Raw genomic sequence first — 22,513 nt, 5'->3', positions numbered from 1 at the left:
CGGCTCAGCCCCGGATCTCGGTGCGCACCGCGAACAGCTCGGGGAAGAAGGTCAGCTCGAGGGCCTTCTGCAGGAACCCGACGCCGCTGGACCCTCCAGTGCCTTGTTTGGTCCCGATGATCCGCAGCACAGTGCGCATGTGTCGGTAGCGCCAGATCTGGAAGTTCTCCTCCAGATCGACCAGCTCTTCGCAGCTCTCGTAGATCAGCCAGTGGGCCTCAGGGTCAGCGTAGACCGCACGGAACACCTCCGTCAGCCCGTCATGGGCGGTGTGCGCCCGGCGCACATCACGACTCAGCAGTTCCTCCGGCACCGGGTGTCCCTGCCGGGCCAGATGGCGGATGAACGCGTCATAGATGCTGGGTTCCTCCAGCAGCTGCGCCAGCTGCCGGTGAGACTCCGGTTCGGCTTCGAAGACCGTCAGCATGCGGGAGTTCTTGTTGCCCAGCAGGAACTCCACGGCGCGGTACTGCCAGGACTGGAATCCGGAGGAGCTGCCCAGGGAGTCGCGGAACTCGGCGTACTCGCTGGGCGTCAGCGTGGCCAGCACGGACCACTGCTCGGTGAGGGTCCGCTGGATGTGCTTCACCCGGGCGATGCGCTTCAGCGCGGGCTGCAGCTGGTCCGCGCTGATGAGATCCCGGGCGGCGAGGAGCTCATGGACGACGAGCTTGAGCCACAGCTCAGTGGTCTGGTGCTGGATGATGAACAGCAGCTCATCATGGTGCTCCGGGTCGCTGACCGGATGCTGGGCGGAGAGCAGCCGGTCCAGCTGCAGGTAGGACCCGTAGGTCATCCTCTCGCGCAGATCCGTGTGGATCCCCTCTTCCAGCGCACGCTCGTTGGCCCGCGCCGTCGACGACTCTGTCATGACACCTCTTCTGCTGCGGTCTGTGGTCCTCACTCGTCCAGGCCGAGGGCGAATCCCGCCTCGAGGTCCTGGTCCGAGTAGGTGCGGAAGGCCAGCAGCGTCTCGGTGTCCCGGATGCCGGGCACCTTCGAGATGCGGTCCGGGATCAGCTCGGCGAGCTCGTCGAAGCTGGGGCCCTGGACCATGGCGACCAGGTCCCAAGAGCCGGTGACCGAGTAGACGGCCGCGACGCCGTCGATGTCGGCGATCTGCTGGCCAGCCTCAGGGATGCCCTGCGGGTCGGTTGTGATCATCACGAAGGCTGTCACCATCGCCTGCTCCTCGTCGAGTTCTCGTGGTCTGTGGCCTGTGGTCTGCGGATCAGCTTACGGGAGGCGGTAGTCCACCACGAGGGGGGCGTGGTCGGACCAGCGCAGCGAGTAGTCCAGCGCCCGGTCCACGGTGGCGTTCTGCGCCAGGGCCGCGAGGTTCGGGGTGGCCATCTGATAGTCGATGCGCCAGCCGGTGTCGTTGTCGAAGGCCTTCCCGCGGTAGGACCACCAGGTGTAAGGGCCCTCCACCTCGCCCGCCAGGCTGCGGGCGACGTCGACGTAGCCGACGGCCTCACCGAAGAAGTCGTCGAAGTAGGCGCGTTCCTCCGGCAGGAAGCCGGAGTTCTTCACGTTACCCTTCCAGTTCTTGATGTCCAGCTCGGTGTGGCCGACGTTGAGGTCCCCGACCACCAGCACGTGGTCCTTGGTGCGCGCCAGTTCCGGCAGGTGGTGACGCATGGAGTCCAGGAAGCGCATCTTGTGGTCCTGCTTGACCGACCCGACCTCCCCGGAGTGGACGTAGACGCTGACCACGGTCAGGGTGCTGCCGTCGCCCAGGGTGTAGTCGGCCTCGACCCACCGACCCTGGTCCTCGGGATGCCCGTCACCGATGCCGTTGCGGACCTCCGTGGGCTCCATGCGGGAGATGATCGCGACCCCGGCCCGGCCCTTCGCGGCGGCCTCCTCCTCGTGGATGTGCCAGTCCACCCCGGTGGGCTCGGTCATCTGGGTGACGAGCTTGGTCAGGATCGTCTCATCGGCGCGGACCTCCTGCAGGGCGAGGACGTCGATCTCACGCTCGGCCAGCCACTCCCCCATGCCCTTGCGGTGCGCGGCGCGGATGCCGTTGACGTTCACCGAGGCCACCCGAGTCACCCCCTCGGGCTTGGGGTCGATGACGCGGTGCGGGAACTCGCCGAACGGGTTGGTCTCGTCTGCCACTGGTGGTCCTCTCCAAAGTCTGCGGGCACGCCTGGACGGTGACCGACGATCCGTGGGACGCCGGTCGGGCATGCGCTGTCAAGTCGGGGTCTCGTCGGGGTCTCGTCGGGGTCTCATCGGAATGTCTAGTCGACGACCTCGCCGCTGATGGGACGATCGTCCTCCCCGGGGCCGCGGCGGTGCTCGCGTCCCCGCGCCTCGGGTCCCTGCTCCTCGGGTCCCTGCTCCTGGGGTGCCTGCTCTTCGCGACCCTGCTGTTCGCGGCTGCGGCCGACGTGCTCGGCCAGCATGTCCCGGCCGTTGGTGGCGGTCATCTCGATGGTCTCCAGGGCGCGCTCGACCATCTGGTGATCAGCCTCCTGGCCCTTGGCGAGCTCGCCGACGATCACCCGGCGCTGGACCTGGACGATCTTGAAGGAGTGGTCCAGCTTCATGTTCCGCGCGTGGGTGTCCTCGTCCACCACGGCGGTGCCGCCGCCGGCCTGTGTGTGGCGCGCTGCGGCGTCGGCACGGGCGGAGTCGAGGGTCTGGCCGACCTTCTGCGCCCCGCGGCGCACGGAGAGCACCAGGATGGCGGCCAGCACCAGCCAGCCGGCGGAGATGGCGGCGATGATCCACCCGATGACGTCGTTCTGGTTGGCGGCGAAGACCAGCGCCACCAGCAGCACCGTGATCATCACGGCGAAGGTGATGCCGGAGGATCGGCGCCCGAAGCTGCGGAGAGCGTCATCGGCACGGCGGCCGGTGGGCCCGGAATCGAGGGGAGGCTGCGAACTCATGGTCCCGATTATCTCCGAGATCGGGCCGGGACGGCGAATCGCGTCAGTGCGGCGGCCACACCAAGTGGTGCTCCCAGCCGAAACGCGGCAGCGCCTGCTGCGGATCGCGATGCAGCCCCTCGTCGTCGACCGGTTCGGAGAGCTGGATCTCGGCGTGTTCTCGGTGCTGGGAGTAGGTGTACTGCTCCACGGTGAAGGTGAACCCCTCCTCCCCGCGGATCAGGTGCTGGCCGGTGTAACCCTCGACGTCGTTGTCGTGATGCTCCTCCTCCTTGACCAGCATCCCGCCCCGAACCTTCAGGATCAGCGTCGCTGTCAGCATGCCCCTCACCCCTGTTCGTCGCCACAGTGATCGGCCCTCGTGATCGGCCCTCGTGATCGGCCCTCGTGATCTGCCACTCTGCTCGGCCGCTGTACGCCCTGTGAGCGTGAGTGTAGGGCGGGGTCGAGCCCCGGGGGAAGATTTCGCAGGTCCGGGCGGTTGCCCCCGATGTGACCTCCCTCTCGCCGCACGATGACACCCACCGGGACGCCGCATCGGCCGACGCGCCCCCCGATCCTCCGGGCCGCCGGGTGATGATCGCGCTGTTCACGCCGTTGTTCGCCGCGCTGATGAGCATCAGCATCGTCAACGTGGCGCTGCCGGCCATCGAGCGCGGACTGGGCGCCGGGTCCGCGGACCTGCAGTGGGTGCTCTCCGGCTATGCGCTGGCCTTCGGCGTGGTCCTGGTGCCGGCGGGCCGGGCCGGGGACCTGTGGGGGCGACGACGGTTCTTCCTGGTGGGGGTGGCCTCCTTCGGTGCCGCCTCGCTGCTCTGCGCCCTGGCCCCCACCCCGATGGTGCTGAACATCGCCCGCGTGCTGATGGGCATCGGCGCCGGCCTGCTGACCCCGCAGATCATCGGCATGATCCAGCGGATGTTCCGCGGGGCGGCCCGCGGACGCGCCTACGGGCTGATGAGCACGGTGATCGGTCTGGCGGTCGCGGCGGGCCCGGCCATCGGCGGGCTGATCATCGACGTCGCGGGTGAGGATGTGGGCTGGCGACTGACCTTCCTGATCAATGTGCCGCTGACCCTGCTGGCCTTCGTCCTCGCCGTACTGTGGCTGCCCAGACATGACGACGCCGTCGGCCCGGTCACCGGGCGCCGCGGGCTGGGTGCGCTGGATCCGCTGGGAGTGGTGCTGCTCTCCGCGGCCGTGGTGCTGATCATGCTGCCGTTCATCCAGTTCCGCTCGGCCGCCGGAGTGGCGATCGGCCTCGCCGGAGTGACGCTGATGGGCCTCTGGACCCTGTGGGAGCGACGCCTCGGACTCCGGTCGCCTCAGGCGCCCATGGTGGACCTGACCCTGTTCACCTGGCCCAGCTACACGCTGAACACCCTGGTGCTCTCCCTGTACTTCCTGGGGATGCCGGCGGTGTGGGCGATCGTGGCGGTCTACGTGCAGCAGGGTCTCGGGCAGGGGGCGCTGGTCGCCGGGGTGGTCACGCTGCCCTCGGCGGTGATGGTCATGCTGCTCTCCTCCCAGGTGGGCCGTCGGGTGGAGAGCAGCGGCCCGGCGATGTTGCTGGTCGGCACGATCCTCTCGGTGCTCTCGATGCTCGCGCTGGCCGGTGCGACCGCGCTGATCGGCACCGGGGTGGACTCGCTGTGGCTCATCGGCGCCGCGCTGGCGCTCAACGGGATCTCGCAGGCGCTGATCATCCCCTGCGCGCAGACGCTGTCCATGCAGGACGTCCCCCACCGCATGGCCGGCGCCGCCGGCGGCGTCGCGCAGACCTCCCAGCGGCTGTTCACCGCAGTGGGCATCGCCGGGGTGACCGGGGTGTACTTCAGCATCGCCGCCGTGGCCGACCATCACACCGCGATGCTGGTGAGCTCGCTGACCATCGCCGGATGCATGCTGAGCTCCGTGGTGGGGGCCGTGTTCGCCGCCCGACGGGCCCGCCGGGCGGCGATGAAGTCATGACCACGGCATGACTACGGCATGACCACAGCACGACCGTGCCATGGGGCTCAGCGCAGTCGGGTGACCTGCCGAAGATCCTTCTCCAGCACGTACTTCGGCCGGCCGGAGAAGATCCGGGCGCGCTCCTCGGACTCCTCCCAGGCCTTCTCGGCCTCCGCGAACTCCTCGGCCGTGCCGAACCGGCTGGCGAACCAGGTCAGCTGACTGCTGTCCGCGGAGAGCCACACGGACTCCACGGTGAAGCCGCGCTCCTCGCGCGCCGGGAAGACCTCCTCGCGCAGGAAGCCGACGAATTCCTCGGCCAGAGCAGGGTCCACTGTGTAGCGACGCATCCAGGTGGTCCGCTGGGTCCCCTCGGCGCGGGCGGCGGTCTCGGGAAGCTCGGTCATCTCACTCCTTCGGGGCAGGCCTTCGTACCAGGCGCTCGTACCAGGCATTCGGGACAGGGGCTGAGGGATGGCCCCTCGGCACCCATCCTACGGAGCGTCCAGGCGCGGCGTCCTCGGCGGTGCGGTGCGACGTCGTCCGGTGGCCTCGACGGCGGCGGCGATCTGCAGCAGCCTCACGTCATCGTGGGCGCGTCCGGCGAAGGTCAGTCCGACCGGCATTCCCGTGTCGTCCATGGTGCCCATCGGCACTGTGACCGTGGGGATCCCCAGATGCCGCCAGACGAGGTTGCCGTTGGCCACCCAGACGCCGTTGCGCCAGGCCAGCTCTGCGGAGTCGGGGTCGACGTCGGCGTCGGCCGGGCCGACGTCGGCCACCGCAGGGAAGGCGATGACGTCGAGGCCGAGCCGGTCCATCCACTGCTCGACGTCGATCTGCCGGGTGCCCACCAGTCCGTGGAGGCCCTCGGCCAGATGGGGGATGTCCTGAAGACGCAGATCGGGGTTGTCCCGGACGAACTGCGGGTAAGCGGCGATGTCGTCGTCGAAGCCGTGGTACCGGTCGGGCAGAGCCCCTGGAGGGTGAGGGAAGATCTGGTCGCCGTCCACCTCGGCCAGCCGCGGCAGCTGCGGGTCCCCGTTGGCGCGCAGGAAGTCGTCCCACGCCCAGGCCGAGAGGTCTTGGATCTCCCGATCCAGGTAGTCCTCCCCCACGAGCCCGCGGGTGCGGATGGTCGGTGCTCCCGGTCGGTCCCCCTCATAGTTGGTGACCACCGGCAGGTCGGTGATGCTCACCTGGCTGCCGTGGCGCTCCAGATCCCGCCGGACCTGCTCCCAGAGCCGCAGCACGCTGGGCCGGGGCACGATGCGGCGTCCGGTGGAGCCTCCGATACCGGTCACCCCGTCGGGACCCGGCTCGGCGGTGCCGGCCTCGTCATCCAGGCCCAGGTACATCCCCGGCGCGCCGATGCGCAGGCCGCGCAGCACCTCGGACGCCTCCTCCGGGGCCGTCGGGCGCAGCGTGGTGAAGCTCGCCGGCCGCAGCTCGGAGGCCTTCGGGATCTCCACCCAGGGCTGGACGCGCCAGAAGTCTCCGCGGGTCTGGTCGTCGTCGACGACGATGACGTCCAGCAGCTCCAGCATGTCCTCCATGGTGCGGGTGTGCGGGACCACCACGTCCATGGTGGGCACCAGCGGCCAGTTCCCGCGGATGGAGATCACCCCCCAGGAGGGGGTGTAGGCGCACAGCGCGTTGTTCGACGCCGGGGCCCGCCCCGAGGACCAGGTCTCCTCCGCCAGCCCGAAGGCCGCGAAACTGGCCGCCGTCGCGGTCCCGGAGCCGTTGGAGGACCCGGAGGCGAAAGCGGAGGTGAGCCAGTCCGCGCTGTAAGGGCTCTCCGCCCGTCCGCGCAGGCCGCGCTGCATGCCGCCGTTGGCCATCGGCGGCATCGTGGTGAGGCCGATCAGCACGGCCCCGGCCGCGCGCAGCCGTTCCACGGTGAAGGAGTCCTTCTGAGCGAGAAGGTCGGCGAAGGCCGGCGACCCGGCGGCCACGGTGAGCCCGGCGGCCTGATAGCTCTCCTTGGCGGTGTAGGGGATGCCCTCCAGAGGCCCTCGAGACTCTCCGCGGGCACGGCGGGCGTCAGAGGCCCGCGCCTCGGCGAGCGCGTCCTCGTTGAGCACCGGCACCGCGTTGAGCCGGGGCCCCTGCTGGTCGTAGGCCGCGATGCGGGCCAGATGGGCGCCCACCAGCTCTTCGCTGGTGATCTCGCCGCGTTCCAGGGCGGATCGCATCTGCGGGATCGTGGCCTCCACGACGTCGAATGCTGCCGTCATCGCGTCTCCCCTTCCGTAAGGCGTGCGGGCTGCTGCTGGGTGATGCAGTGGATGCCTCCGCCGAAGCAGAGGATGTCCCGGGCGTCCACCAGCTGGATCCGGTGGTCCGGGTAGGCCCGGGCCAGGATCTCGGCGGCCTGCGCGTCATGGGGGTCGTCGTAGCCGCACAGCACCACCAGGCCCTCGGCGACATAGTGGTTGATGTAGGTCCAGTCGACGAACTCGCCGTCCTCGTCGCGGATGGTGCGTGGAGCGGGGACGTCGATGATCTCGAACGGGTTCCCGTCGGCGTCGACGGCCGCCTCCAGGACCTCGCGCAGCCGGCGGGTGACCTCGTGGTCCGGGTGCGCGGGGTCGTCCTGCCGGTGCAGCAGCACGCTGCCGGACGGGGTGAAGCAGGCGAACATGTCCACATGCCCGCGGGTGCCGAACTCCTCGTAGTCCCGGGTGAGACCGCGGGGGAACCAGACGGCGTGGCGGGTGCCCAGCTTCGCGTGCAGCTCCGCCTCGATCTGCTCCCTGCTCAGCGCGGGGTTCCGCCCCGGATCCTGCTGGACGGTCTCGGTGAGCAGCACCGTGCCGCGGCCGTCGACGTGGAAGGCTCCACCTTCGTTGACCAGCGGGCTGCCGATCCGTTCGACGCCGGCGGGCCCGGCCATCTCCACTCCGACCTTGGTGTCCCGCTCATGGGGGGCCCAGGGCTGGTCGCCCCAGCCGTTGAAGATCCAGTCCACCCCGGCGACGGCACCTGAGGCGGTGTGGACGAAGGTCAGCCCGATGTCACGCATCCAGGCGTCGTCGAGGGCGATGGTGACGATGTCGGCGACCTCGCCGAGCGCCTCCCGGGCGGTCTGCTCGTCCGCCGGGTCGGCCACCACGGTGACCGGTTCGACGGCGGCGATGGTGCGCGCCACCTGGGACCAGGCCCGCCGGGCGCGGTCCAGGGACTGCGAGCCGTACGGGCCGAAGGTCTCGTTGGCCGGGGGGAAGGCCATCCAGGTGCGCTCATGCGGCGCCCATTCGGGCGGCATGACGGTCATCTCCGTGGTGGCGCCGACCGGCTGTGCCGTCGTCGGCTGCGAGAGGGGGGTGTCCATGTCTCTCCTCAGGGTCCTGCGCAAGGGCGGTCAGTCAGTGGGGTGCTCAGCGGGGTGCTCAGTGGGGTACTCGGTGGTCTCGAAGCGGCGGCGGAAGAACTCCGGGCTGCGGCGGTGCTGGTAGAGCATCGCGGCCACGCCGAGCACGAAGATCAGCACGCCCAGGATGAACACCAGGCCGACACCACCGATCTCGGAGCCCGAGCCGTAGGCCGGGTCCATCGAGTCCCAGGCGGTCTGGAAGAAGAAGATCAGCAGCAGGATGCCGCCCAGCAGCGGGGCCAGCAGCTTGTTGACGAACGATCCCACTGAGGCGGTGGCCTCGGCACGGAAGTACCAGACGCAGGCCAACGCGGTGACGCCGTAGTAGAAGCAGACCATCATGCCCAGAGTGGTGATGGTGTCCCACAGGACGTTCTCGGAGACCACCCGCATCACCGCATAGAACACCGAGGCGATGATCACCGAGACGACTGTGGCATAGGCCGGGGTCTGGTGCGTCGGGCTGATGCGGGCGTACTTCTCGTTCAGCGCGCCGTAGTGCCCCATGGCGAGCATGGTCCGGGCCGGGGAGATCATCGTGGACTGCAGCGAGGAGGCCGAGGAGGACAGCACCGCCAGGGAGATGAGGATCGCGAAGGGCCCCATCACCGGGCCGGCGAGCGCGGCGAAGACGTTCTCCTGGATGCCCGGGTTGCCCAGGCCGAAGTCCCCGGTGGAGACTCCGGCGTAGGACAGCGTCGCCAGGGTCACCAGGGTGTAGAGCCCGACGACGACCAAGATGGTCAGCACCGCCGCCTTGCCCGGGGTGGTGGTGGTCCCGCGGGACTCCTCGTTCATGGTCACCACGACGTCCCAGCCCCAGTAGATGAACACCGACAGGGCGATGCCTGCGGCGAAGGCGGAGAAGGACTCCACACCGAACGGGTTGAACCAGTCCCAGGACAGGTGCGTCGCGTCGAAGGCGGTGCCGCCGGCCACGTGGCGGAAGGCGGCCACGGAGAACCAGACCAGCACGATCATCTGGAAGGAGACCAGCACGTACTGGAACGCCTTGGTGGCCTCCAGCCCTCGGTAGGAGATGTAGGCGGCGGCTGCCATGAAGGCCAGGCAGGTGAGGATGTTGACCGGCACGTTGCGGGTCAAGTCCGCGACCCAGTCCAGGCCGGTGAGCTGGCTGATCGCCAGATAGAAGAAGTCCACCGCGATGCCGGCCAGATTGGACAGCACCAGGATGGTGGAGGCCAGCAGGCACCAGCTGCCCATCCAGCCGATCCAGGGCCCGAAGGCCCGGGAGGCCCAGGTGAAGGTGGTGCCCGAGTCCGGCATGGCGCGGTTGAGCTGACGGTAGCCCAGGGCCACCAGGAGCATCGGGATGAACCCGACGATCAGCACCGCCGGAAGGTGCTCCCCCACGGCCGAGGCGGTGGGCCCCAGCGCCCCCGAGAGGGTGTAGGCCGGGGCGATCGTGGAGACGCCGATGACGACGCCGCCGAGCACGCCGATCGCGCCCGCGCTGAGGCCCTTCCTGTGGTCCGGTCGCCCGGGGGCGGTTCTGCGCACGCCCGCGGCGGCGCCTGTTCGGGTCTGGGTCATGGCTGTCTCCTCCCTCAACGGACGGCGTCCGCGGGGTTCCGGTGGTCGTTCCGGTGGTCAGGGGTGTCGTGCCGCGGCATGACGATCAGCGGGATCGGCAGCTGCGTGAGGATGCGGGCGGCAGTGTCGCCCAGGAAGAGTCGGCGTCGGCCGGCCAGCCGGGAGGATCCCATCATGAGCAGGCCTCCGGCGGGCCAGTCGTGGGCGGCCACGGCGCGGGCGGGGTCCCCATCCTGCGGAAAGGTCACCTGCGACACCGGCACCTGCAGCTGTGCTGCCCAGGCGGCGGCGTCGGCGGCGATCTGGTGGACGCTGCGACCCGGGGAGACGGCGGCGAGCATGTGGTCGACGGGCGTCTCGCCGCGGTGACCGGCGGGCGCCAGCGCCAGCGGCACCGGCGAGCTGTGCAGCAGGGCGTCGACGGCGGGATGGGTGGTGAGCCGACGGGCCCCCACTCCGGAGCCGGTGACCAGCAGGTCGGCCGCCTGCTCCTGCGCGGCGGCGATCAGCCCTTCGGCCACTGAGGCGGCGGGGCTGATCGCGCTGCTGTGCGCGACGTCGTCGGGGATCATCTCCTGGGCCTCGGCGAGCCAGCCGCGCGCCTGATCGGCGATGATCTCGCCGACGTCGCCCACCGGCGGGTAGGCCGGAGTGAAGGAGGAGTCCTGCCGCAGGATCAGCTGCAGGTGCAGGTGCGCTCCCGCGGCCCGGGCGAGGGCGACGCCGAGACGCACTGCATCGCGGCTGCGCTCGTCACCGCCGTATCCGACCAGGATGCGCCGCAGGGCGGAAGTCGTCGCCACGGGCGGGGTCGCCGTCTCGGTGACGGCGACGGTCTCAGCGCTGGTGTCTGTGTGGGGGCTCATCAGAGGTCCTCTCTCAGGGGCCGTCACTCACACCGTGGTGGCCGGAGCCGGCAGTGTGGCGAGCACGTCCTCGGCGGCGCGACGCCCCTGGCGCAGGGCTCCGTCGACGTGCTGGTAGCCTTCGGCGGCCAGGTCGGAGCAGGCCCAGTGGATGGGGCCGACGGGCTCCCGCTGGTGGGCGCCGTAGCGGCTCAGTCCTCCGAGGTCGAAGCTGGCGGCGTAGGCCCCGCGGGTCCATTCCTCCGAACCGAAGTCGGACTCGTAGTAGACCTCCGGGCTCAGGGCCTCCTCACCGAGGTAGTGAGACAGGGACTCAAGGATCCGCCGGCGACGCTCCTCTTCGGGGAGGGCGAACATCTCATCGGCCTTCTCGTCGGAGACGAACGCGACCAGTGTGCCGCGCGGGTCCCCGTGGTTGGTGTTGTCGTAGACCTCCTGGCAGACTTCCGCGGCGCCGAAACCGGTGCCGGAGAGACCCGCCTCGCGCCAGAACGGGCGGTCGTAGACGGCGTGGACCTTGATGACCAGGCCCATGGACTGGTGCTGGTGCATCTGGTGCTGCAGCCGCGGCAGCGGCGGCTCGAAGCTGATGCGGGAGTACAGGTTCGGCGGGACGGCCACGACCACCTGGCGAGCTCGGACGGTCACCCGGTCGGACCAGACGGTGGCCCCGTGCGGCTGCTCCCAGGCGATGGTGCGCACCGGCGTCTCGAGGTGCACGGTGCCCGGCTCGAGCTGGGCGGCCATCACCTCGGAGACGCTCTGCATGCCGCCGACCACACGACGGTCGAGGATGAAGTCCTCGTCCACCAGGTTGCTGAACGATCCGGCGGAGGCGGCCATGAGCACCGCCTGCAGCGCGGAGAAGGAGTGGTCCGGCTTGGTGAGCATGCCACCGGCCAGGAAGATCGCGATGTTCTCGCGGGCCGCGGCGTCCTCGGTCTGGTCGCGCAGCCACTCGGCGAAGGTGACGGTGTCGAGCTCGCGGGCCTTCGGGTGCGCCCAGGGTTCGTGCACGCCGATCTCGTCGACGAGCTGGTCGAGGACGCCGATGATCCGGGTCATCTCGGCCACGGTCTGCTCGCCGGCGGGGAACATGCCTCCGGTGAACTCATGCCGGGTGCCGTCCGGTGCCAGGTAGACGTTGGCGCCGTCACGGTGCCGGGGGAAGGTCTCCAGCCCGAGTTCGTCGAGCAGGCCGAGCAGCTCGCTCTGGTCCGGCGAGACCCACTGACCGCCGATCTCGAGGAATGCGCCGTCGATCTCCTGGGACCAGGTGCGGCCGCCGACGCGGCCCCGAGCCTCCAGGACCGCCACGCTGTGGCCGTCTTTCTGCAGACGGCGGGCCGCGCTGAGGCCTGCCGGGCCGGCCCCCACCACGACGACGTCACGGTCGAGGACCTCGGTGCTTCCCACGGAACGGATGCCTGTCACTGTGCTCTCCTTCACAAATAAATGAACTCTATTCATTAACGCGTATGGAGCCGCGTTTGTCAACCCCCCTCCCCCTCTCGAGTCGACCCGTGCATAGACTGGGACGGGGTCGACGTCCGCGACACGGACCCCGCAGAGACCGCCCCGTGACCAGCGGAGACCTCCGCATGCGCCCCTCAGCCGCCGAGATGAAGGACCCCCTGATGACGCCGGAGACGCCCAGACCGCGACGCCGTGGCCGACCCTCATCGCCGGTCCTCTCCCGTGAGGGCATCACCGCGTCCGCCATCCGGATCGTCAGCGCCCGCGGCTACGAGGACCTGACGATGGCCTCGCTCGCCCGTGAGCTCGGCGTCTCCACCTCGGCGCTGTACAACCACGTCTCCTCGAAGCAGGATGTGCTGCTGCTGCTCCAGGACCGCCTGAACGAACAGATCGACACCAGCGGATTCGGCACCCTGGAGTGGGACGAGGCTCTGCGCCGCTGGGCGATCTCCTACCGGGACTGCTACATCCGCCACACCGAACTGATCCCCATCATGGCCGTCCTCCCGGTGGCGGACGCGCCGCAGACGCTGGGCATGTATGAACGCGTCACCGCAGCCCTGGAGGACGCCGGAATCCCCGGCCCGGAGGCCGTAGACATGATCGTCGGCGTTGAGGCCCTGGTGTTCGGCGCCGCCTACGACGCCTCCGCGCCGGCGGACATCTTCAACCCGGGGCGGCGGGCCGACCTGGCCCCGCGCTTCACAGAGGCCGCATCAGCGCGCGTCCGGGACGCGCGGACTGCCGCAGACCGGGCCTTCACCCTGACCCTGGACGCGCTGATCGACGGGCTGCGGCGACATGTGGCCGCCCACCCTGCCGGCGACTGAGCGCCACCGGCCCGGCGCACCGGCGCCCCGACGGATGGCATCCGTCGGGGCGCCGGTGCGCCGGGCCTTCGCTCAGGCCCGCGGCTTCTCAGGCCTCGATGGCGTGCATGACGTGCTTGACCCGGGTGTACTCCTCCACCGCATAACCGGAGAGATCCTTCCCATGCCCCGAAGCTTTGAACCCACCATGAGGCATCTCAGCGACCAGCAACAGATGCGTATTGACCCACACACACCCGAAGTCCAGATCCCGGGTGAACCGCATCGCCCGCGCCCCATCAGCCGTCCACACACTCGAAGCCAACGCATACTCGACCCCATTGGCCAACTCCAGCGCCTCCTGCTCCGAGGAGAACGACTGCACCGTCAGCACCGGCCCGAAGACCTCCTCCTGCACGATCGCATCCGACTGCTCAACCCCAGTGATGATCGTCGGCTCAAAGAAGAACCCCGCACCACCCTCCACCGGACGACCCCCAGTGACGACCTGCGCATGCCCCGGCAGCCCATCGACCTTCGCCTGCACCGCCGCGAAATGCCGCGCATTGTTCAACGGCCCAAAATCATTCAACCCATCATCGACATTGCCGGTCCGGGTCGCCTGCGCCGCAGCCACCAGATGCTCCACCAACTCATCATGAGCTGACTCCTCGACCAACACCCGCGTCACCGCCGTGCAGTCCTGCCCCGCATTGAACGTCCCCGACTCCACCAACGCCTTCGCCGTCGCCGCAAGATCCACATCACCGAAGACCACCGCCGGAGCCTTCCCACCCAGCTCCAGATGCGTCCGCTTCAACCCCGCCTGCGAGGCCACCGCCTCCCCGGCACGCACCGACCCGGTCAACGACACCATCGCCGCGGACCTGTGCTCGGTGAGCAGCCGCCCGGTCGACCCATCACCGAGAACCACATTGACCACCCCGGCCGGGAAGATCTCCCCAGCCAACCTCGCCAACACCACCGTGGACTCCGGAGTGGTCTCCGAGGGCTTGAGCACCACCGTGTTCCCCGCCGCCAACGCCGGGCCGATCTTCCAGATCGCCATCATCAGCGGGAAGTTCCACGGAGCGATCTGGGCAACCACCCCCACCGGCTCCCGCCGCACATAGGAAGTATGACCCTCCATATACTCCGCCGCACCCCGACCCTCGAGCATCCTCGCCGCCCCGGCGAAGAAACGCAGCTGATCCGCCCCGGCGGCGACCTCCTCCTCAGCGATGATCTGCCGCGGCTGCCCGGTATTGCGATGCTGAGCCTGCACCAGCTCATCACTGTGCTCCTCGAGGGCATCAGCCAGCGCCAGCAACAGCTTCTGCCGATGGGCAGGAGTCACCTGCTTCCAATCAGCGAAGGCGCGCTCGGCCGCGGCGAAAGCGGCCTCGACATCGGCAGCCCCCGAGATCGGCGAGACCGCCACCTGCTCCCGGGTAGCCGGGTTCACCACCTCAAAGACATCAGCGCCCTGAGCCGGCACGAACCGACCATCGATGAAATTCTCCAACCGCTCACCCATCAGTGAACCTCCTGATCCGTTATGAGGGATGCCCGCACCGAGGCGCGGGTCGGCCTCTGGCCGGCGGACTCCCCTGAGCACCCCTCTTTTAATGACTTAGATTCATTTTATGGGCTCGGACACGTGATGCGCAACACGTCTCCAGGCTCGGGCCCCGGGATGTGCCACCGTCCTCAACCCGCCCGCGCACTCCCAGGGAGGAATACCCCGGCACCGTCGCGGGTTCCCCCGGGTGTGAAGAGCATCGGATTCCTGTCCTTCGGACATTGGACGCCCTCCCCGCATTCGCGGACGCAGACAGCCCAGGACGCGCTGCGGCAGTCCATCGACCTGGCTGTCGCCGCCGAGGAGCTCGGCGCCGACGGCGCGTACTACCGGGTCCACCACTTCGCGCGCCAGCTGGCCTCACCGTTCCCGCTGTTGGCCGCGATCGGCGCACGCACCAGCCGGATCGAGATCGGCACCGGGGTGATCGACATGCGCTACGAGAACCCGATGCACTTCGTCGAGGACGCCGGGGCTGCGGACCTGATCTCCGGCGGGCGGCTGCAGCTCGGCATCTCCCGCGGGTCCCCCGAGCAGGTGATCGACGGCTGGCGGCACTTCGGGCATGTCCCGGCCGAGGGGGAGTCCGACGCCGACATGGCCCGCCGGCACACGGAGACGGCGCTGCAGGTCCTCACAGGCGAGGGATTCGCCGAGCCGAATCCGCGGCCGATGTTCCCGAATCCACCCGGACTGCTGGGGGTCGAACCGCACTCCCCCGGGCTGCGGGAGCGTCTGTGGTGGGGCGCAGGCTCCGACGCCACGGCCCGCTGGGCCGCCCAGCAGGGGATGAATCTGATGAGCTCCACGCTGAAGGACGATGAGACCGGGGAGCCCTTCCACGTCCAGCAACGGCGGCAGATCGAGGCCTTCCGCCAGGAGTGGGAGACCCACGAGCACGGTTTCACCCCGCGGGTCTCGGTGAGCCGGTCCATCGTGGCGATCACCAGTGACCAGGACCGCGCGTACTTCCTGGGACAGCGCGAAGCCCAGGACCAGGTCGGTATGCTCGATGCGAGAACCCGGGCGATCTTCGGGCGCAACTACATCGGCGAGCCGGATGAGCTGGCCGAGGAGCTGGTCCGCGACGAGGCGATCGCCTCCGCGGACACGCTGCTGATCACGGTGCCGAACCAGCTCGGGGTGGACTACAACGCCCATCTGTTGGAGTCCATCATCACGCACGTCGCCCCCGAACTCGGCTGGCGCTGATCAGGGCGCCTGGCATCAGGAGTGATCATGTCTGAATCTGTCCAGTTTCCCAGCTCGACCGGCCCCGCTCTGGCCGGCCGGATCGACCTCCCTGAGGGCGAGGTCCGGGGGTGGGGCGTGTTCGTCCACGGATTCACCCTCGGCAAGGAGAGTCCGGCCGCTGCGCGGATCTGCAAACAGCTCGCCGCCGAGGGCATCGGCATGCTCCGCTTCGACGCCCTCGGTCTGCGGGATTCAGAAGGGGACTGGGGCGACGGGTCCTTCACCGTCAAAGTCGACGACACCGCCCAGGCGTGTCAGTTCATGGCCGAACGCGGCACCCCGGCGGACATCCTCGTCGGTCATTCCTGGGGCGGAGCCGCAGTGATCGCGGCCGCCAGCCAGGCCCCCGACGTCCGTGCAGTGGTCAGCATCGGCGCCCCGGCCGATCCAAGCCACGTGGAGCATCACTTCGACGCGATCGCCGACCGTGCCGTGGCCGACGGCGAGGCGGAGTGGCTGGTCGGCGGCCGGGCGCTCACGCTGAAACGCGATTTCGTCGAGGACGTGCGCCGTGCCGACATCGACGACAAGATCCGTGCCCTGTCATTGCCGTTCATGGTGATGCATTCCCCCACCGACAACACCGTCAGCATCGACAACGCCAGCACACTGTTCTGGGCCACCAAGCATCCCCGCAGCTTCGTGGCCCTCGAAGGGTCAGACCACCTGCTCACTGCGGATGGCCAAGCCGCGCGGGCCGGGAGGATCATCAGCGCGTGGTCCGATCAGTACTTGGGCTGAGGTGTCAGAGGCTCCGCGATCGCCTCAGCCGATCGGCCGGAGTCGTCACGTCCCTCACTGACCGTCGAGGGATTCGCGCAGCAGGTCGGTGTGACCCCAGGCCCACAGAAGGGGCGGGGCCCCTGTGTGGTGACCCCGCCCCTGGTGCTGCTGGTGCTGCTGGTCAGGCGATCAGGCCGCGCGCCCCTGCTCGAAGTACTGACCGACCTCCTTGCTGAAGGCCACCAGGAACCAGTAGATGTTCACCGCGATGAACGCGATCGACAGGGCCAGCGAGATGACCCCGATGGCGCCCATGGCCAGCATCGCCCCCATGCCGACGAGGCCCCAGAGGGTCACCAGCGTGCCCAGGGCGGCGAAGACGGCACCGACGATCCGCCCCCAGTTCTTCACCTTGGTGATGCCCAGGTAGGCGACGATGTAGAGCGCCACCGGCACGATCAGCATGATCACGGCCACGACGAGTCCGGCCGTCGTCGCCATGGCGAGCATCTCCTCGTCGACGGTCACTCCCTGACCGCCCAGCTCCTCGCGCAGGAGGTCCTCATCACCAGCGGTGAAGAGGCTGGTGATGCCGGAGAGCACGTAGATCCCCAGCGAAACGAGGGTGAGCTTCTTCAGCAGGGCGAACTTGGGCGGCTCCGCCATCGGGCCGCCGACCGCGCTGGGGTCATAGGGGGTGGTCCCGAACTTCGCGTCGGCATCCGGACCCGGCGCCTAATAAGGGTTCTGGCCCGGGTTCTGGCCCGACTGTCCGTTCGGGTCCTGCGGGTTCTCATAGGGTGAGCTGGTCACGACTCTCTCCTTTGTCAGGTGGTGTGGTTCATGGGGTACAGTACCGGGCGCCTACTCGTAGCGCAGCGCCTCGATCGGGTCCTTCTTCGCCGCACGGGCCGCAGGCAGCGTGCCGGCCAGGAATGCGATCCCCACCACCAGCACAGTGATGCTGAGGATCGCCACCGGACTGACCGCATAGAGGACGAGCCCGCCGACGTCGCCCAGCGGGCCCCCGCTGCCGGTGAGCAGAGCATTGGCCACCACTCCGGCGACCACACCGCCACCGACCCCGATCAGCGAGCCGAGCAGACCGATCATCACCGCCTCCATCGAGAACAGTCCGAAGATCTTTCCGCCGGACATGCCCAGCGCCTTCATCAGGCCGATCTCGCGGGTGCGCTCCTGGACCGACATCAGCAACGTGTTGACGATGCCGAAGGAGGCGGCGATCAGCGCGATGATCGCGAACCCATAGAGCACCCAGGCGATGGCGTCGATGACAGTCTGGATGATGCCCATGAAGTCCTCAACGGTCAGTCCGACCATACCCTCCTCCTGGAGGGCCTCCTTGATGGACTCCTCGTAGGCCGCCATGTCCTCCACGTCCACTGCGGCCTGCACGAAGGCCTCAGGCTGCTCCACGTCCAGTCCGGAGCGTTGATGGTCGTAGAGCTCCTCATTCAGCGCATGCGAGGGCATGGGCGAGCCTCCGATGCCGGCCAGATTCGGCACGGAGACCCCGACCACCTCAGCTTCCACGGAGTGTCTCTCGTGGGCTCTGTCGGTCACGCCGATCTCCACGGTCTCACCGATCGCGGTCTGCGGGTCAGCCTGCTCATAGTCGTCGGTGGAGTCGTCGAAGGCCGCCAACCAGCTCTCCGGCACGGTGATCTCCTTCGCCTCCCTCGAGGGGATCTCCCCCGCCACCAGGTCCATGCCGGGGGCGTCCGCGGGTAGGCCGATCTCGCTCAGCAGATATTGGTCCCCGTCCGGGGCCTCCAGGTAGTCCGGTGAGACGAAGACGATGGGATCCACCGTCGTGATCCCTTCGATCCCCTCGATGGTCTCGATGTCCTCCTCGGAGAGCATCTCCTGGCCGAACTCGCTCTGCTGCCGGGAGGTCTCCGGGTCATACGGCTGAGGGCCCGGGCCGGTCTCCTCACCCTGACCCATGGCGCTGCCCTGCATCACGTAGATCTGGTCCTGCTCGCCGTAGCCCTCGACCATGTCCTCGATGGTCTGGTTCACCCCGGCGGCCAGGCCCGTGGTCACCGCGAGGGTGAAGGCCCCGATGACGATGGCGATGACCGTCAGGAACGTGCGCAGCTTGGATCGCAGGGTGTTGCCCAGCGCGGTCCGGGTGACGTCTGCCGCCCTCATGCCCGGTCCTCCTCGTCGTCGATGCCCAACTGGGCGGGGTCAAAGGTCGTGTCGAGCTGCCCCTGGGTGGTCACACCCTCCTCCTCGGCCACGATTAGGCCGTCCTGCATCTTCAGGCGTCGCTCACAGCGTCCGGCCAGCTCCTCGTCGTGGGTGACGACCACCAGCGTGATCCCCCGATCCCGATGCAGGCCGAACAGGATGTCCTCCACGACCTCCGAGGTGGCGGTGTCGAGGTTGCCCGTGGGCTCGTCGGCGAAGATGACCGACGGCTTGTTGACCAGGGCACGGGCGATGCAGGCCCGCTGCTTCTGCCCGCCGGAGAGGTCGGTGGCGCGGTTCTTGGCCTTGTCGGCGATCTCGAGCTGCTCCAGGACCTCCATGCCTCGGGCGTGACGCTCCCCCCGGCTCCAGCCGGCGATCTTCAGCGGCAGCGTCACGTTCTCCAGCACCGTCTGGTTCGCGTTGAGGAAGAACTGCTGGAAGACGAAGCCGAAGGTCTCGTTGCGCAGCCGGGAGACCTTCTTGGGTTCGAGCTGGCTCACCGGGCGACCCTCCAGGGCGACGACGCCGGAGGTCGGCTCATCGAGGAGCGCCAGCAGGTGCATCAGCGTGGACTTGCCGGAGCCGGATTTGCCGACGATCGCCACCGACTCACCGTCGTGGATCTCGAAGGTCAGGCCTTTGAGCGCGTCGAAGCGGGAGGCTCCGCGGCCATAGACCTTGACCAGGTTCTCCGTTTCGAGGACCGGAGTGGACATGGGCGGTGTCCTTTCCATGCAGAGGGATGGGAGGAGGAACGGTGATCATTCTTCCGGATGAGACGCTTCCTGACATCGCCCCTGAGGATGATCCCCGTCTCATCGACCCAAGACCTTCCGGCGGCGGGCACCGCGGAGCTCAAGACCCTGGTCACCACGTGGTTGCACGCGTAAACTGCCTGGCATGCCCGATTCCGTCCGTGCCACCAGTGTGTACCCACGATCTTCCGACCCCGCCCGCGGGGGAGAGCGCGCCGAGGAGGCGGGAGCCATGACCCGTTCCGCGTCCCAGCCCACCACAGTGCCTGCCGCCGCGATCGTCGCGTCCCGGCTGACCAAGCGCTACGGTGACTTCTCCGCCGTCGACGGCATCGACTTCACCGTCTCGCGCGGCGAGTCCTTCGGCCTGCTGGGCCCCAACGGAGCCGGGAAGTCCACGACCATGCGGATGATCGCCGCGGTGGCCTCGCGCACCTCGGGGAAGCTCACCGTGGCAGGGCTGGACCCCGAGAAGCAGGGCCCGGAGGTCCGTGCCCGGCTGGGCGTAATCCCCCAGCAGGACAATCTGGACGAAGAGCTCACCGTCCGGGAGAACATCATCATGTACGGCCGCTACTTCGGACTGCCGCGGCGCTGGCTGCTGCCCAAGGCCGAGGAGCTGCTGGACTTCGCTCAGCTCACCCCGAAGGCCAAGGCCCGGGTGGAGGATCTCTCCGGAGGCATGAAGCGCCGGCTGACCATCGCCCGCGCGCTGGTCAACGAGCCTGACGTGCTGCTGCTCGACGAACCGACCACCGGCCTGGACCCCCAGGCCCGCCATGTGCTGTGGGATCGGCTCTTCCGACTCAAGGAGAACGGCACCACGCTGGTGCTGACCACCCATCACATGGACGAGGCGGAGCAGCTCTGCGACCGGCTGATCGTGGTGGACCACGGCCGCATCATGGCCGAGGGAAGCCCTTCCGGGCTCATCCGGGAGCATTCCACCCGGGAGGTCCTCGAACTGCGCTTCGGGATGGATCGCAATGCCGAGCTGGCCGACGAGCTGACCGGCGTGCTGGTGGGCGGCGGTTCCGGGTTCGACCGGATCGAGATCCTGCCGGACCGACTGCTGGTCTACGCCGAGCACGGTGAGGCGGCGCTGGAGCAGGTCCACGGCGCCGGCCGCCGGCCGGTGACCTCCCTGGTGCGGCGCTCCTCGCTGGAGGACGTCTTCCTGCGGCTCACCGGAAGGACCCTCGTTGACTGAGACGACACTGTCCTCCTCGGCACCTGGACCACACGACGACGGCGGCGCTCGGCCCTCACCGGCGGCCGACAAGGCCGTGCTCGCCGCCCGCGTGCGCCGACGCGGCATCCTCTACCAGGCGGAGCACACGCTGCGCGGCATGCGCGCCTATGCGGTGGTGATCCTGAGCAGCTCCATCGCCCAGCCGATCCTCTACATCCTGGCCATGGGCCTGGGGCTCGGGGTGCTGGTCGGCGACCAGGCCGATCTGACCGCCTATGGTGCGGACTCCTATCTGATGTACATCGGCCCGGCGATCCTGGCCTCCACCATGGCGATGTCCGCCGGCATCGAGTTCACCTTCCCGGTGATGGAGAAGTTCAAGTGGCGGCGCATCTACTACGGGGCTCAGGCCTCGCCCCTGTCACCGACGCAGATCGCCGCAGGCCACATCCTGGCGGTCTGCGCCCGTTTCGGCATCCATGGGCTCGTGTTCACCGGGGTGCTGGTCGCCGTCGGCGCGACCACGAGCCCCTGGGCCTGGCTGCAGGTGTTCACCGCCGCGCTGGGCTCTCTGGCCCTGGGCCTGCCCATCATGGCCTACATCGCCTCGCTGCGGGATGAGAAGGGCCATGCCGCGCTGATCCAGCGGTTCATCATCATGCCGCTGTTCCTGTTCTCCGGGACCTTCTATCCGCTGACCAACCTGCCGGGGCCGTTGCAGCTGATCGGCTGGGTCTCGCCGATCTGGCATGCCAATGAGCTGGGCCGTCTGCTGGCCTTCGGACAGCCGGTGCCGCCCGGCATGGCGGCCGCGCACCTGGGCTACCTGCTGCTGCTGGCCACGGCCGCCTGGTTCTGGGTGCGCCGGATCTACATCCGCCGCCTGGGGCTGACCGAGTGGCGGGGGCGCACCCCCGGGGAGAAGTCCCGGCTGAAGCGTGAGGCCCGGCTCGAGCAGAAGGATCTGGCCGCCGGCCCGCCATCGCCGGGGACCCCGCCGGTGAAGGTCCGCTCGGGATTCGCCGGGAACTACTACTCGGGGAACATCCGGGCGGTCTTCTCCCGGGGGATGTCAGCGATCCGGAACAACCGCGGGGTCATCTTCCTCTCCGGGTTCCTGGAGCCGGTGCTGTTCCTGACCTCCTTCGGGCTGGGCATCAGCCCGATGATCTCCGGCATCGAGGCCGCCGACGGCGGTCAGCTCAGCTACGCGGCGTTCATCGCCCCCGCACTGCTGGCCGTCTCGGCGATGAACGGCGCGGTGTTCGACTCCACCTGGAACGTATTCTTCAAACTGAAGATCACCAAGCTCTACCAGTCGATGATGGCCACCTCGCTGGGCCCCCTGGACGTCGCCGTCGGGGAGATCCTGCTGGCGCTGTTCCGGGGCGGGATCTATGCGCTGGGCTTCCTCACCGTGCTGGTCGCGGCCGACCTGGTCAGTCCGCTGGCCGCCGTCGTGATGCTGGTGACCGCCCTGTTCATCGCCTTCGGCTTCGCCGCCGTGGGGATGGCGGTCACCTCGTTCATGACCCGGTTCCAGCAGATGGACTGGATGATGATGGTCATGATGCCGATGTTCCTGTTCTCCGCCACGCTGTTCCCCATCGACGTGTACCCCGCCGGGGTGCAATGGATGATCCAGGCGCTGCCGCTGTGGCATGCGGTCGAGCTGATGCGGGACATCGCGGCGTCCTCGTTCAGCATGCTCACCCTGGTGCACATCGGCTACTACCTGGTGATGATCGCCGTCGGGATGACGGTGGCGACGCTGCGCATGCGCCGGCTGTTCCTGCGCTGAGCCGCGGCGACGCTGAGCCGCTGGACCCGGAACCGCTGGGCTA

General features: G+C 68.8%; 21 protein-coding genes. 6 read left to right on the top strand and 15 right to left on the bottom strand.

The window, feature by feature from the left end:
• Positions 1–4: 4 nt before the first annotated feature.
• The 5 genes from kynA to ACYVKI_RS11195 form a co-directional block, all read right to left on the bottom strand.
• A complete protein-coding gene (gene kynA, locus ACYVKI_RS11215; RefSeq protein WP_460690429.1) occupies positions 5–871 on the bottom strand; it encodes a tryptophan 2,3-dioxygenase in 867 nt (288 codons plus the stop codon).
• A 29-nt stretch (positions 872–900) separates the two neighbouring features.
• A complete protein-coding gene (locus ACYVKI_RS11210; RefSeq protein ID WP_460690428.1) occupies positions 901–1,182 on the bottom strand; it encodes an Lrp/AsnC family transcriptional regulator in 282 nt (93 codons plus the stop codon).
• A 54-nt stretch (positions 1,183–1,236) separates the two neighbouring features.
• Positions 1,237–2,001: an exodeoxyribonuclease III gene (locus ACYVKI_RS11205; protein WP_460690531.1), complete on the bottom strand. Its 765-nt coding sequence runs from the start codon at positions 1,999–2,001 to the stop codon at positions 1,237–1,239.
• Positions 2,002–2,249: 248 nt separating this feature from the next.
• Complete coding sequence (locus ACYVKI_RS11200) at positions 2,250–2,903, bottom strand: hypothetical protein (protein WP_460690427.1); 654 nt, start codon at positions 2,901–2,903, stop codon at positions 2,250–2,252.
• Positions 2,904–2,946: 43 nt separating this feature from the next.
• Complete coding sequence (locus ACYVKI_RS11195) at positions 2,947–3,225, bottom strand: hypothetical protein (RefSeq protein ID WP_460690426.1); 279 nt, start codon at positions 3,223–3,225, stop codon at positions 2,947–2,949.
• Positions 3,226–3,395: 170 nt separating this feature from the next.
• Here ACYVKI_RS11195 and ACYVKI_RS11190 point away from each other — a divergent pair, with 170 nt between their 5' ends.
• The gene (locus ACYVKI_RS11190; protein WP_460690425.1) at positions 3,396–4,874 is read left to right on the top strand and encodes an MFS transporter; all 1,479 of its coding nucleotides are present in this window, start codon (positions 3,396–3,398) and stop codon (positions 4,872–4,874) included.
• 47 nt (positions 4,875–4,921) lie between these two features.
• Here ACYVKI_RS11190 and ACYVKI_RS11185 read toward each other — a convergent pair whose 3' ends face one another.
• The 6 genes from ACYVKI_RS11185 to ACYVKI_RS11160 all read right to left on the bottom strand — a co-directional run bounded on the left by ACYVKI_RS11185 (position 4,922) and on the right by ACYVKI_RS11160 (position 12,089).
• Positions 4,922–5,263, bottom strand: coding sequence for a hypothetical protein (locus ACYVKI_RS11185; protein WP_460690424.1), 342 nt, complete (start codon positions 5,261–5,263; stop codon positions 4,922–4,924).
• A gap of 87 nt (positions 5,264–5,350) precedes the next feature.
• The gene (locus ACYVKI_RS11180; protein ID WP_460690423.1) at positions 5,351–7,096 is read right to left on the bottom strand and encodes an amidase; all 1,746 of its coding nucleotides are present in this window, start codon (positions 7,094–7,096) and stop codon (positions 5,351–5,353) included.
• Positions 7,093–8,193, bottom strand: coding sequence for an agmatine deiminase family protein (locus ACYVKI_RS11175; protein ID WP_460690422.1), 1,101 nt, complete (start codon positions 8,191–8,193; stop codon positions 7,093–7,095). Before ACYVKI_RS11175 ends, ACYVKI_RS11180 begins: the two co-directional genes overlap by 4 nt.
• Before the next feature lie 30 nt (positions 8,194–8,223).
• Positions 8,224–9,789 (bottom strand): APC family permease, encoded by a 1,566-nt coding sequence (locus ACYVKI_RS11170; protein WP_460690421.1) that lies wholly within the window; start codon positions 9,787–9,789, stop codon positions 8,224–8,226.
• Between the two features lie 14 nt (positions 9,790–9,803).
• The gene (locus tag ACYVKI_RS11165; protein ID WP_460690420.1) at positions 9,804–10,655 is read right to left on the bottom strand and encodes a universal stress protein; all 852 of its coding nucleotides are present in this window, start codon (positions 10,653–10,655) and stop codon (positions 9,804–9,806) included.
• Positions 10,656–10,682: 27 nt separating this feature from the next.
• Positions 10,683–12,089, bottom strand: a complete 1,407-nt coding sequence (locus ACYVKI_RS11160; RefSeq protein ID WP_460690419.1) for a flavin monoamine oxidase family protein — start codon at positions 12,087–12,089, stop codon at positions 10,683–10,685.
• A 167-nt stretch (positions 12,090–12,256) separates the two neighbouring features.
• Here ACYVKI_RS11160 and ACYVKI_RS11155 point away from each other — a divergent pair, with 167 nt between their 5' ends.
• Complete coding sequence (locus ACYVKI_RS11155) at positions 12,257–12,964, top strand: TetR/AcrR family transcriptional regulator (RefSeq protein ID WP_460690418.1); 708 nt, start codon at positions 12,257–12,259, stop codon at positions 12,962–12,964.
• A gap of 88 nt (positions 12,965–13,052) precedes the next feature.
• On the opposite strand, the gene ACYVKI_RS11150 is transcribed toward ACYVKI_RS11155, so the two are convergent.
• Positions 13,053–14,480, bottom strand: a complete 1,428-nt coding sequence (locus ACYVKI_RS11150; protein ID WP_460690417.1) for an aminobutyraldehyde dehydrogenase — start codon at positions 14,478–14,480, stop codon at positions 13,053–13,055.
• A gap of 234 nt (positions 14,481–14,714) precedes the next feature.
• Here ACYVKI_RS11150 and ACYVKI_RS11145 point away from each other — a divergent pair, with 234 nt between their 5' ends.
• Together ACYVKI_RS11145 and ACYVKI_RS11140 are read left to right on the top strand one after the other, a co-directional pair.
• Positions 14,715–15,737 carry an LLM class flavin-dependent oxidoreductase gene (locus ACYVKI_RS11145; RefSeq protein ID WP_460690416.1) on the top strand — a complete coding sequence of 341 codons (1,023 nt, stop codon included), beginning with the start codon at positions 14,715–14,717 and terminating at the stop codon, positions 15,735–15,737.
• 27 nt (positions 15,738–15,764) lie between these two features.
• Positions 15,765–16,520, top strand: a complete 756-nt coding sequence (locus ACYVKI_RS11140; RefSeq protein WP_460690415.1) for an alpha/beta hydrolase family protein — start codon at positions 15,765–15,767, stop codon at positions 16,518–16,520.
• 171 nt (positions 16,521–16,691) lie between these two features.
• On the opposite strand, the gene ACYVKI_RS11135 is transcribed toward ACYVKI_RS11140, so the two are convergent.
• From ACYVKI_RS11135 to ACYVKI_RS11125, 3 genes are all read right to left on the bottom strand, one after another.
• Positions 16,692–17,168 (bottom strand): hypothetical protein, encoded by a 477-nt coding sequence (locus ACYVKI_RS11135; RefSeq protein WP_460690414.1) that lies wholly within the window; start codon positions 17,166–17,168, stop codon positions 16,692–16,694.
• Between the two features lie 198 nt (positions 17,169–17,366).
• The gene (locus ACYVKI_RS11130; RefSeq protein WP_460690413.1) at positions 17,367–18,677 is read right to left on the bottom strand and encodes an ABC transporter permease; all 1,311 of its coding nucleotides are present in this window, start codon (positions 18,675–18,677) and stop codon (positions 17,367–17,369) included.
• Complete coding sequence (locus ACYVKI_RS11125) at positions 18,674–19,438, bottom strand: ABC transporter ATP-binding protein (RefSeq protein ID WP_460690412.1); 765 nt, start codon at positions 19,436–19,438, stop codon at positions 18,674–18,676. The genes ACYVKI_RS11130 and ACYVKI_RS11125 overlap by 4 nt, the downstream gene beginning before the upstream one ends.
• Before the next feature lie 271 nt (positions 19,439–19,709).
• Here ACYVKI_RS11125 and ACYVKI_RS11120 point away from each other — a divergent pair, with 271 nt between their 5' ends.
• Together ACYVKI_RS11120 and ACYVKI_RS11115 are read left to right on the top strand one after the other, a co-directional pair.
• Positions 19,710–20,687 (top strand): ABC transporter ATP-binding protein, encoded by a 978-nt coding sequence (locus ACYVKI_RS11120; protein WP_460690411.1) that lies wholly within the window; start codon positions 19,710–19,712, stop codon positions 20,685–20,687.
• Positions 20,680–22,470 (top strand): ABC transporter permease, encoded by a 1,791-nt coding sequence (locus ACYVKI_RS11115; protein WP_460690410.1) that lies wholly within the window; start codon positions 20,680–20,682, stop codon positions 22,468–22,470. The genes ACYVKI_RS11120 and ACYVKI_RS11115 overlap by 8 nt, the downstream gene beginning before the upstream one ends.
• Positions 22,471–22,513 lie beyond the last annotated feature (43 nt).

It is taken from the genome of Nesterenkonia suensis, assembly GCF_054782935.1.
Note: the sequence above shows the minus strand (reverse complement) of the source record. Positions and strands in the feature narration are given on the sequence as shown.

What these genes read in the sequence shown, in the direction of transcription:
- kynA (WP_460690429.1), bottom strand. Translation starts at nt 871, where the DNA reads ATGACAGAGTCGTCGACGGCGCGGGCCAACGAGCGTGCGCTGGAAGAG.
- ACYVKI_RS11210 (WP_460690428.1), bottom strand. Translation starts at nt 1,182, where the DNA reads ATGGTGACAGCCTTCGTGATGATCACAACCGACCCGCAGGGCATCCCT.
- ACYVKI_RS11205 (WP_460690531.1), bottom strand. Translation starts at nt 2,001, where the DNA reads ATGGGGGAGTGGCTGGCCGAGCGTGAGATCGACGTCCTCGCCCTGCAG.
- ACYVKI_RS11200 (WP_460690427.1), bottom strand. Translation starts at nt 2,903, where the DNA reads ATGAGTTCGCAGCCTCCCCTCGATTCCGGGCCCACCGGCCGCCGTGCC.
- ACYVKI_RS11195 (WP_460690426.1), bottom strand. Translation starts at nt 3,225, where the DNA reads ATGCTGACAGCGACGCTGATCCTGAAGGTTCGGGGCGGGATGCTGGTC.
- ACYVKI_RS11185 (WP_460690424.1), bottom strand. Translation starts at nt 5,263, where the DNA reads ATGACCGAGCTTCCCGAGACCGCCGCCCGCGCCGAGGGGACCCAGCGG.
- ACYVKI_RS11180 (WP_460690423.1), bottom strand. Translation starts at nt 7,096, where the DNA reads ATGACGGCAGCATTCGACGTCGTGGAGGCCACGATCCCGCAGATGCGA.
- ACYVKI_RS11175 (WP_460690422.1), bottom strand. Translation starts at nt 8,193, where the DNA reads ATGGACACCCCCCTCTCGCAGCCGACGACGGCACAGCCGGTCGGCGCC.
- ACYVKI_RS11170 (WP_460690421.1), bottom strand. Translation starts at nt 9,789, where the DNA reads ATGACCCAGACCCGAACAGGCGCCGCCGCGGGCGTGCGCAGAACCGCC.
- ACYVKI_RS11165 (WP_460690420.1), bottom strand. Translation starts at nt 10,655, where the DNA reads ATGAGCCCCCACACAGACACCAGCGCTGAGACCGTCGCCGTCACCGAG.
- ACYVKI_RS11155 (WP_460690418.1), top strand. Translation starts at nt 12,257, where the DNA reads ATGCGCCCCTCAGCCGCCGAGATGAAGGACCCCCTGATGACGCCGGAG.
- ACYVKI_RS11150 (WP_460690417.1), bottom strand. Translation starts at nt 14,480, where the DNA reads ATGGGTGAGCGGTTGGAGAATTTCATCGATGGTCGGTTCGTGCCGGCT.
- ACYVKI_RS11140 (WP_460690415.1), top strand. Translation starts at nt 15,765, where the DNA reads ATGTCTGAATCTGTCCAGTTTCCCAGCTCGACCGGCCCCGCTCTGGCC.
- ACYVKI_RS11135 (WP_460690414.1), bottom strand. Translation starts at nt 17,168, where the DNA reads ATGGCGGAGCCGCCCAAGTTCGCCCTGCTGAAGAAGCTCACCCTCGTT.
- ACYVKI_RS11130 (WP_460690413.1), bottom strand. Translation starts at nt 18,677, where the DNA reads ATGAGGGCGGCAGACGTCACCCGGACCGCGCTGGGCAACACCCTGCGA.
- ACYVKI_RS11125 (WP_460690412.1), bottom strand. Translation starts at nt 19,438, where the DNA reads ATGTCCACTCCGGTCCTCGAAACGGAGAACCTGGTCAAGGTCTATGGC.
- ACYVKI_RS11120 (WP_460690411.1), top strand. Translation starts at nt 19,710, where the DNA reads ATGACCCGTTCCGCGTCCCAGCCCACCACAGTGCCTGCCGCCGCGATC.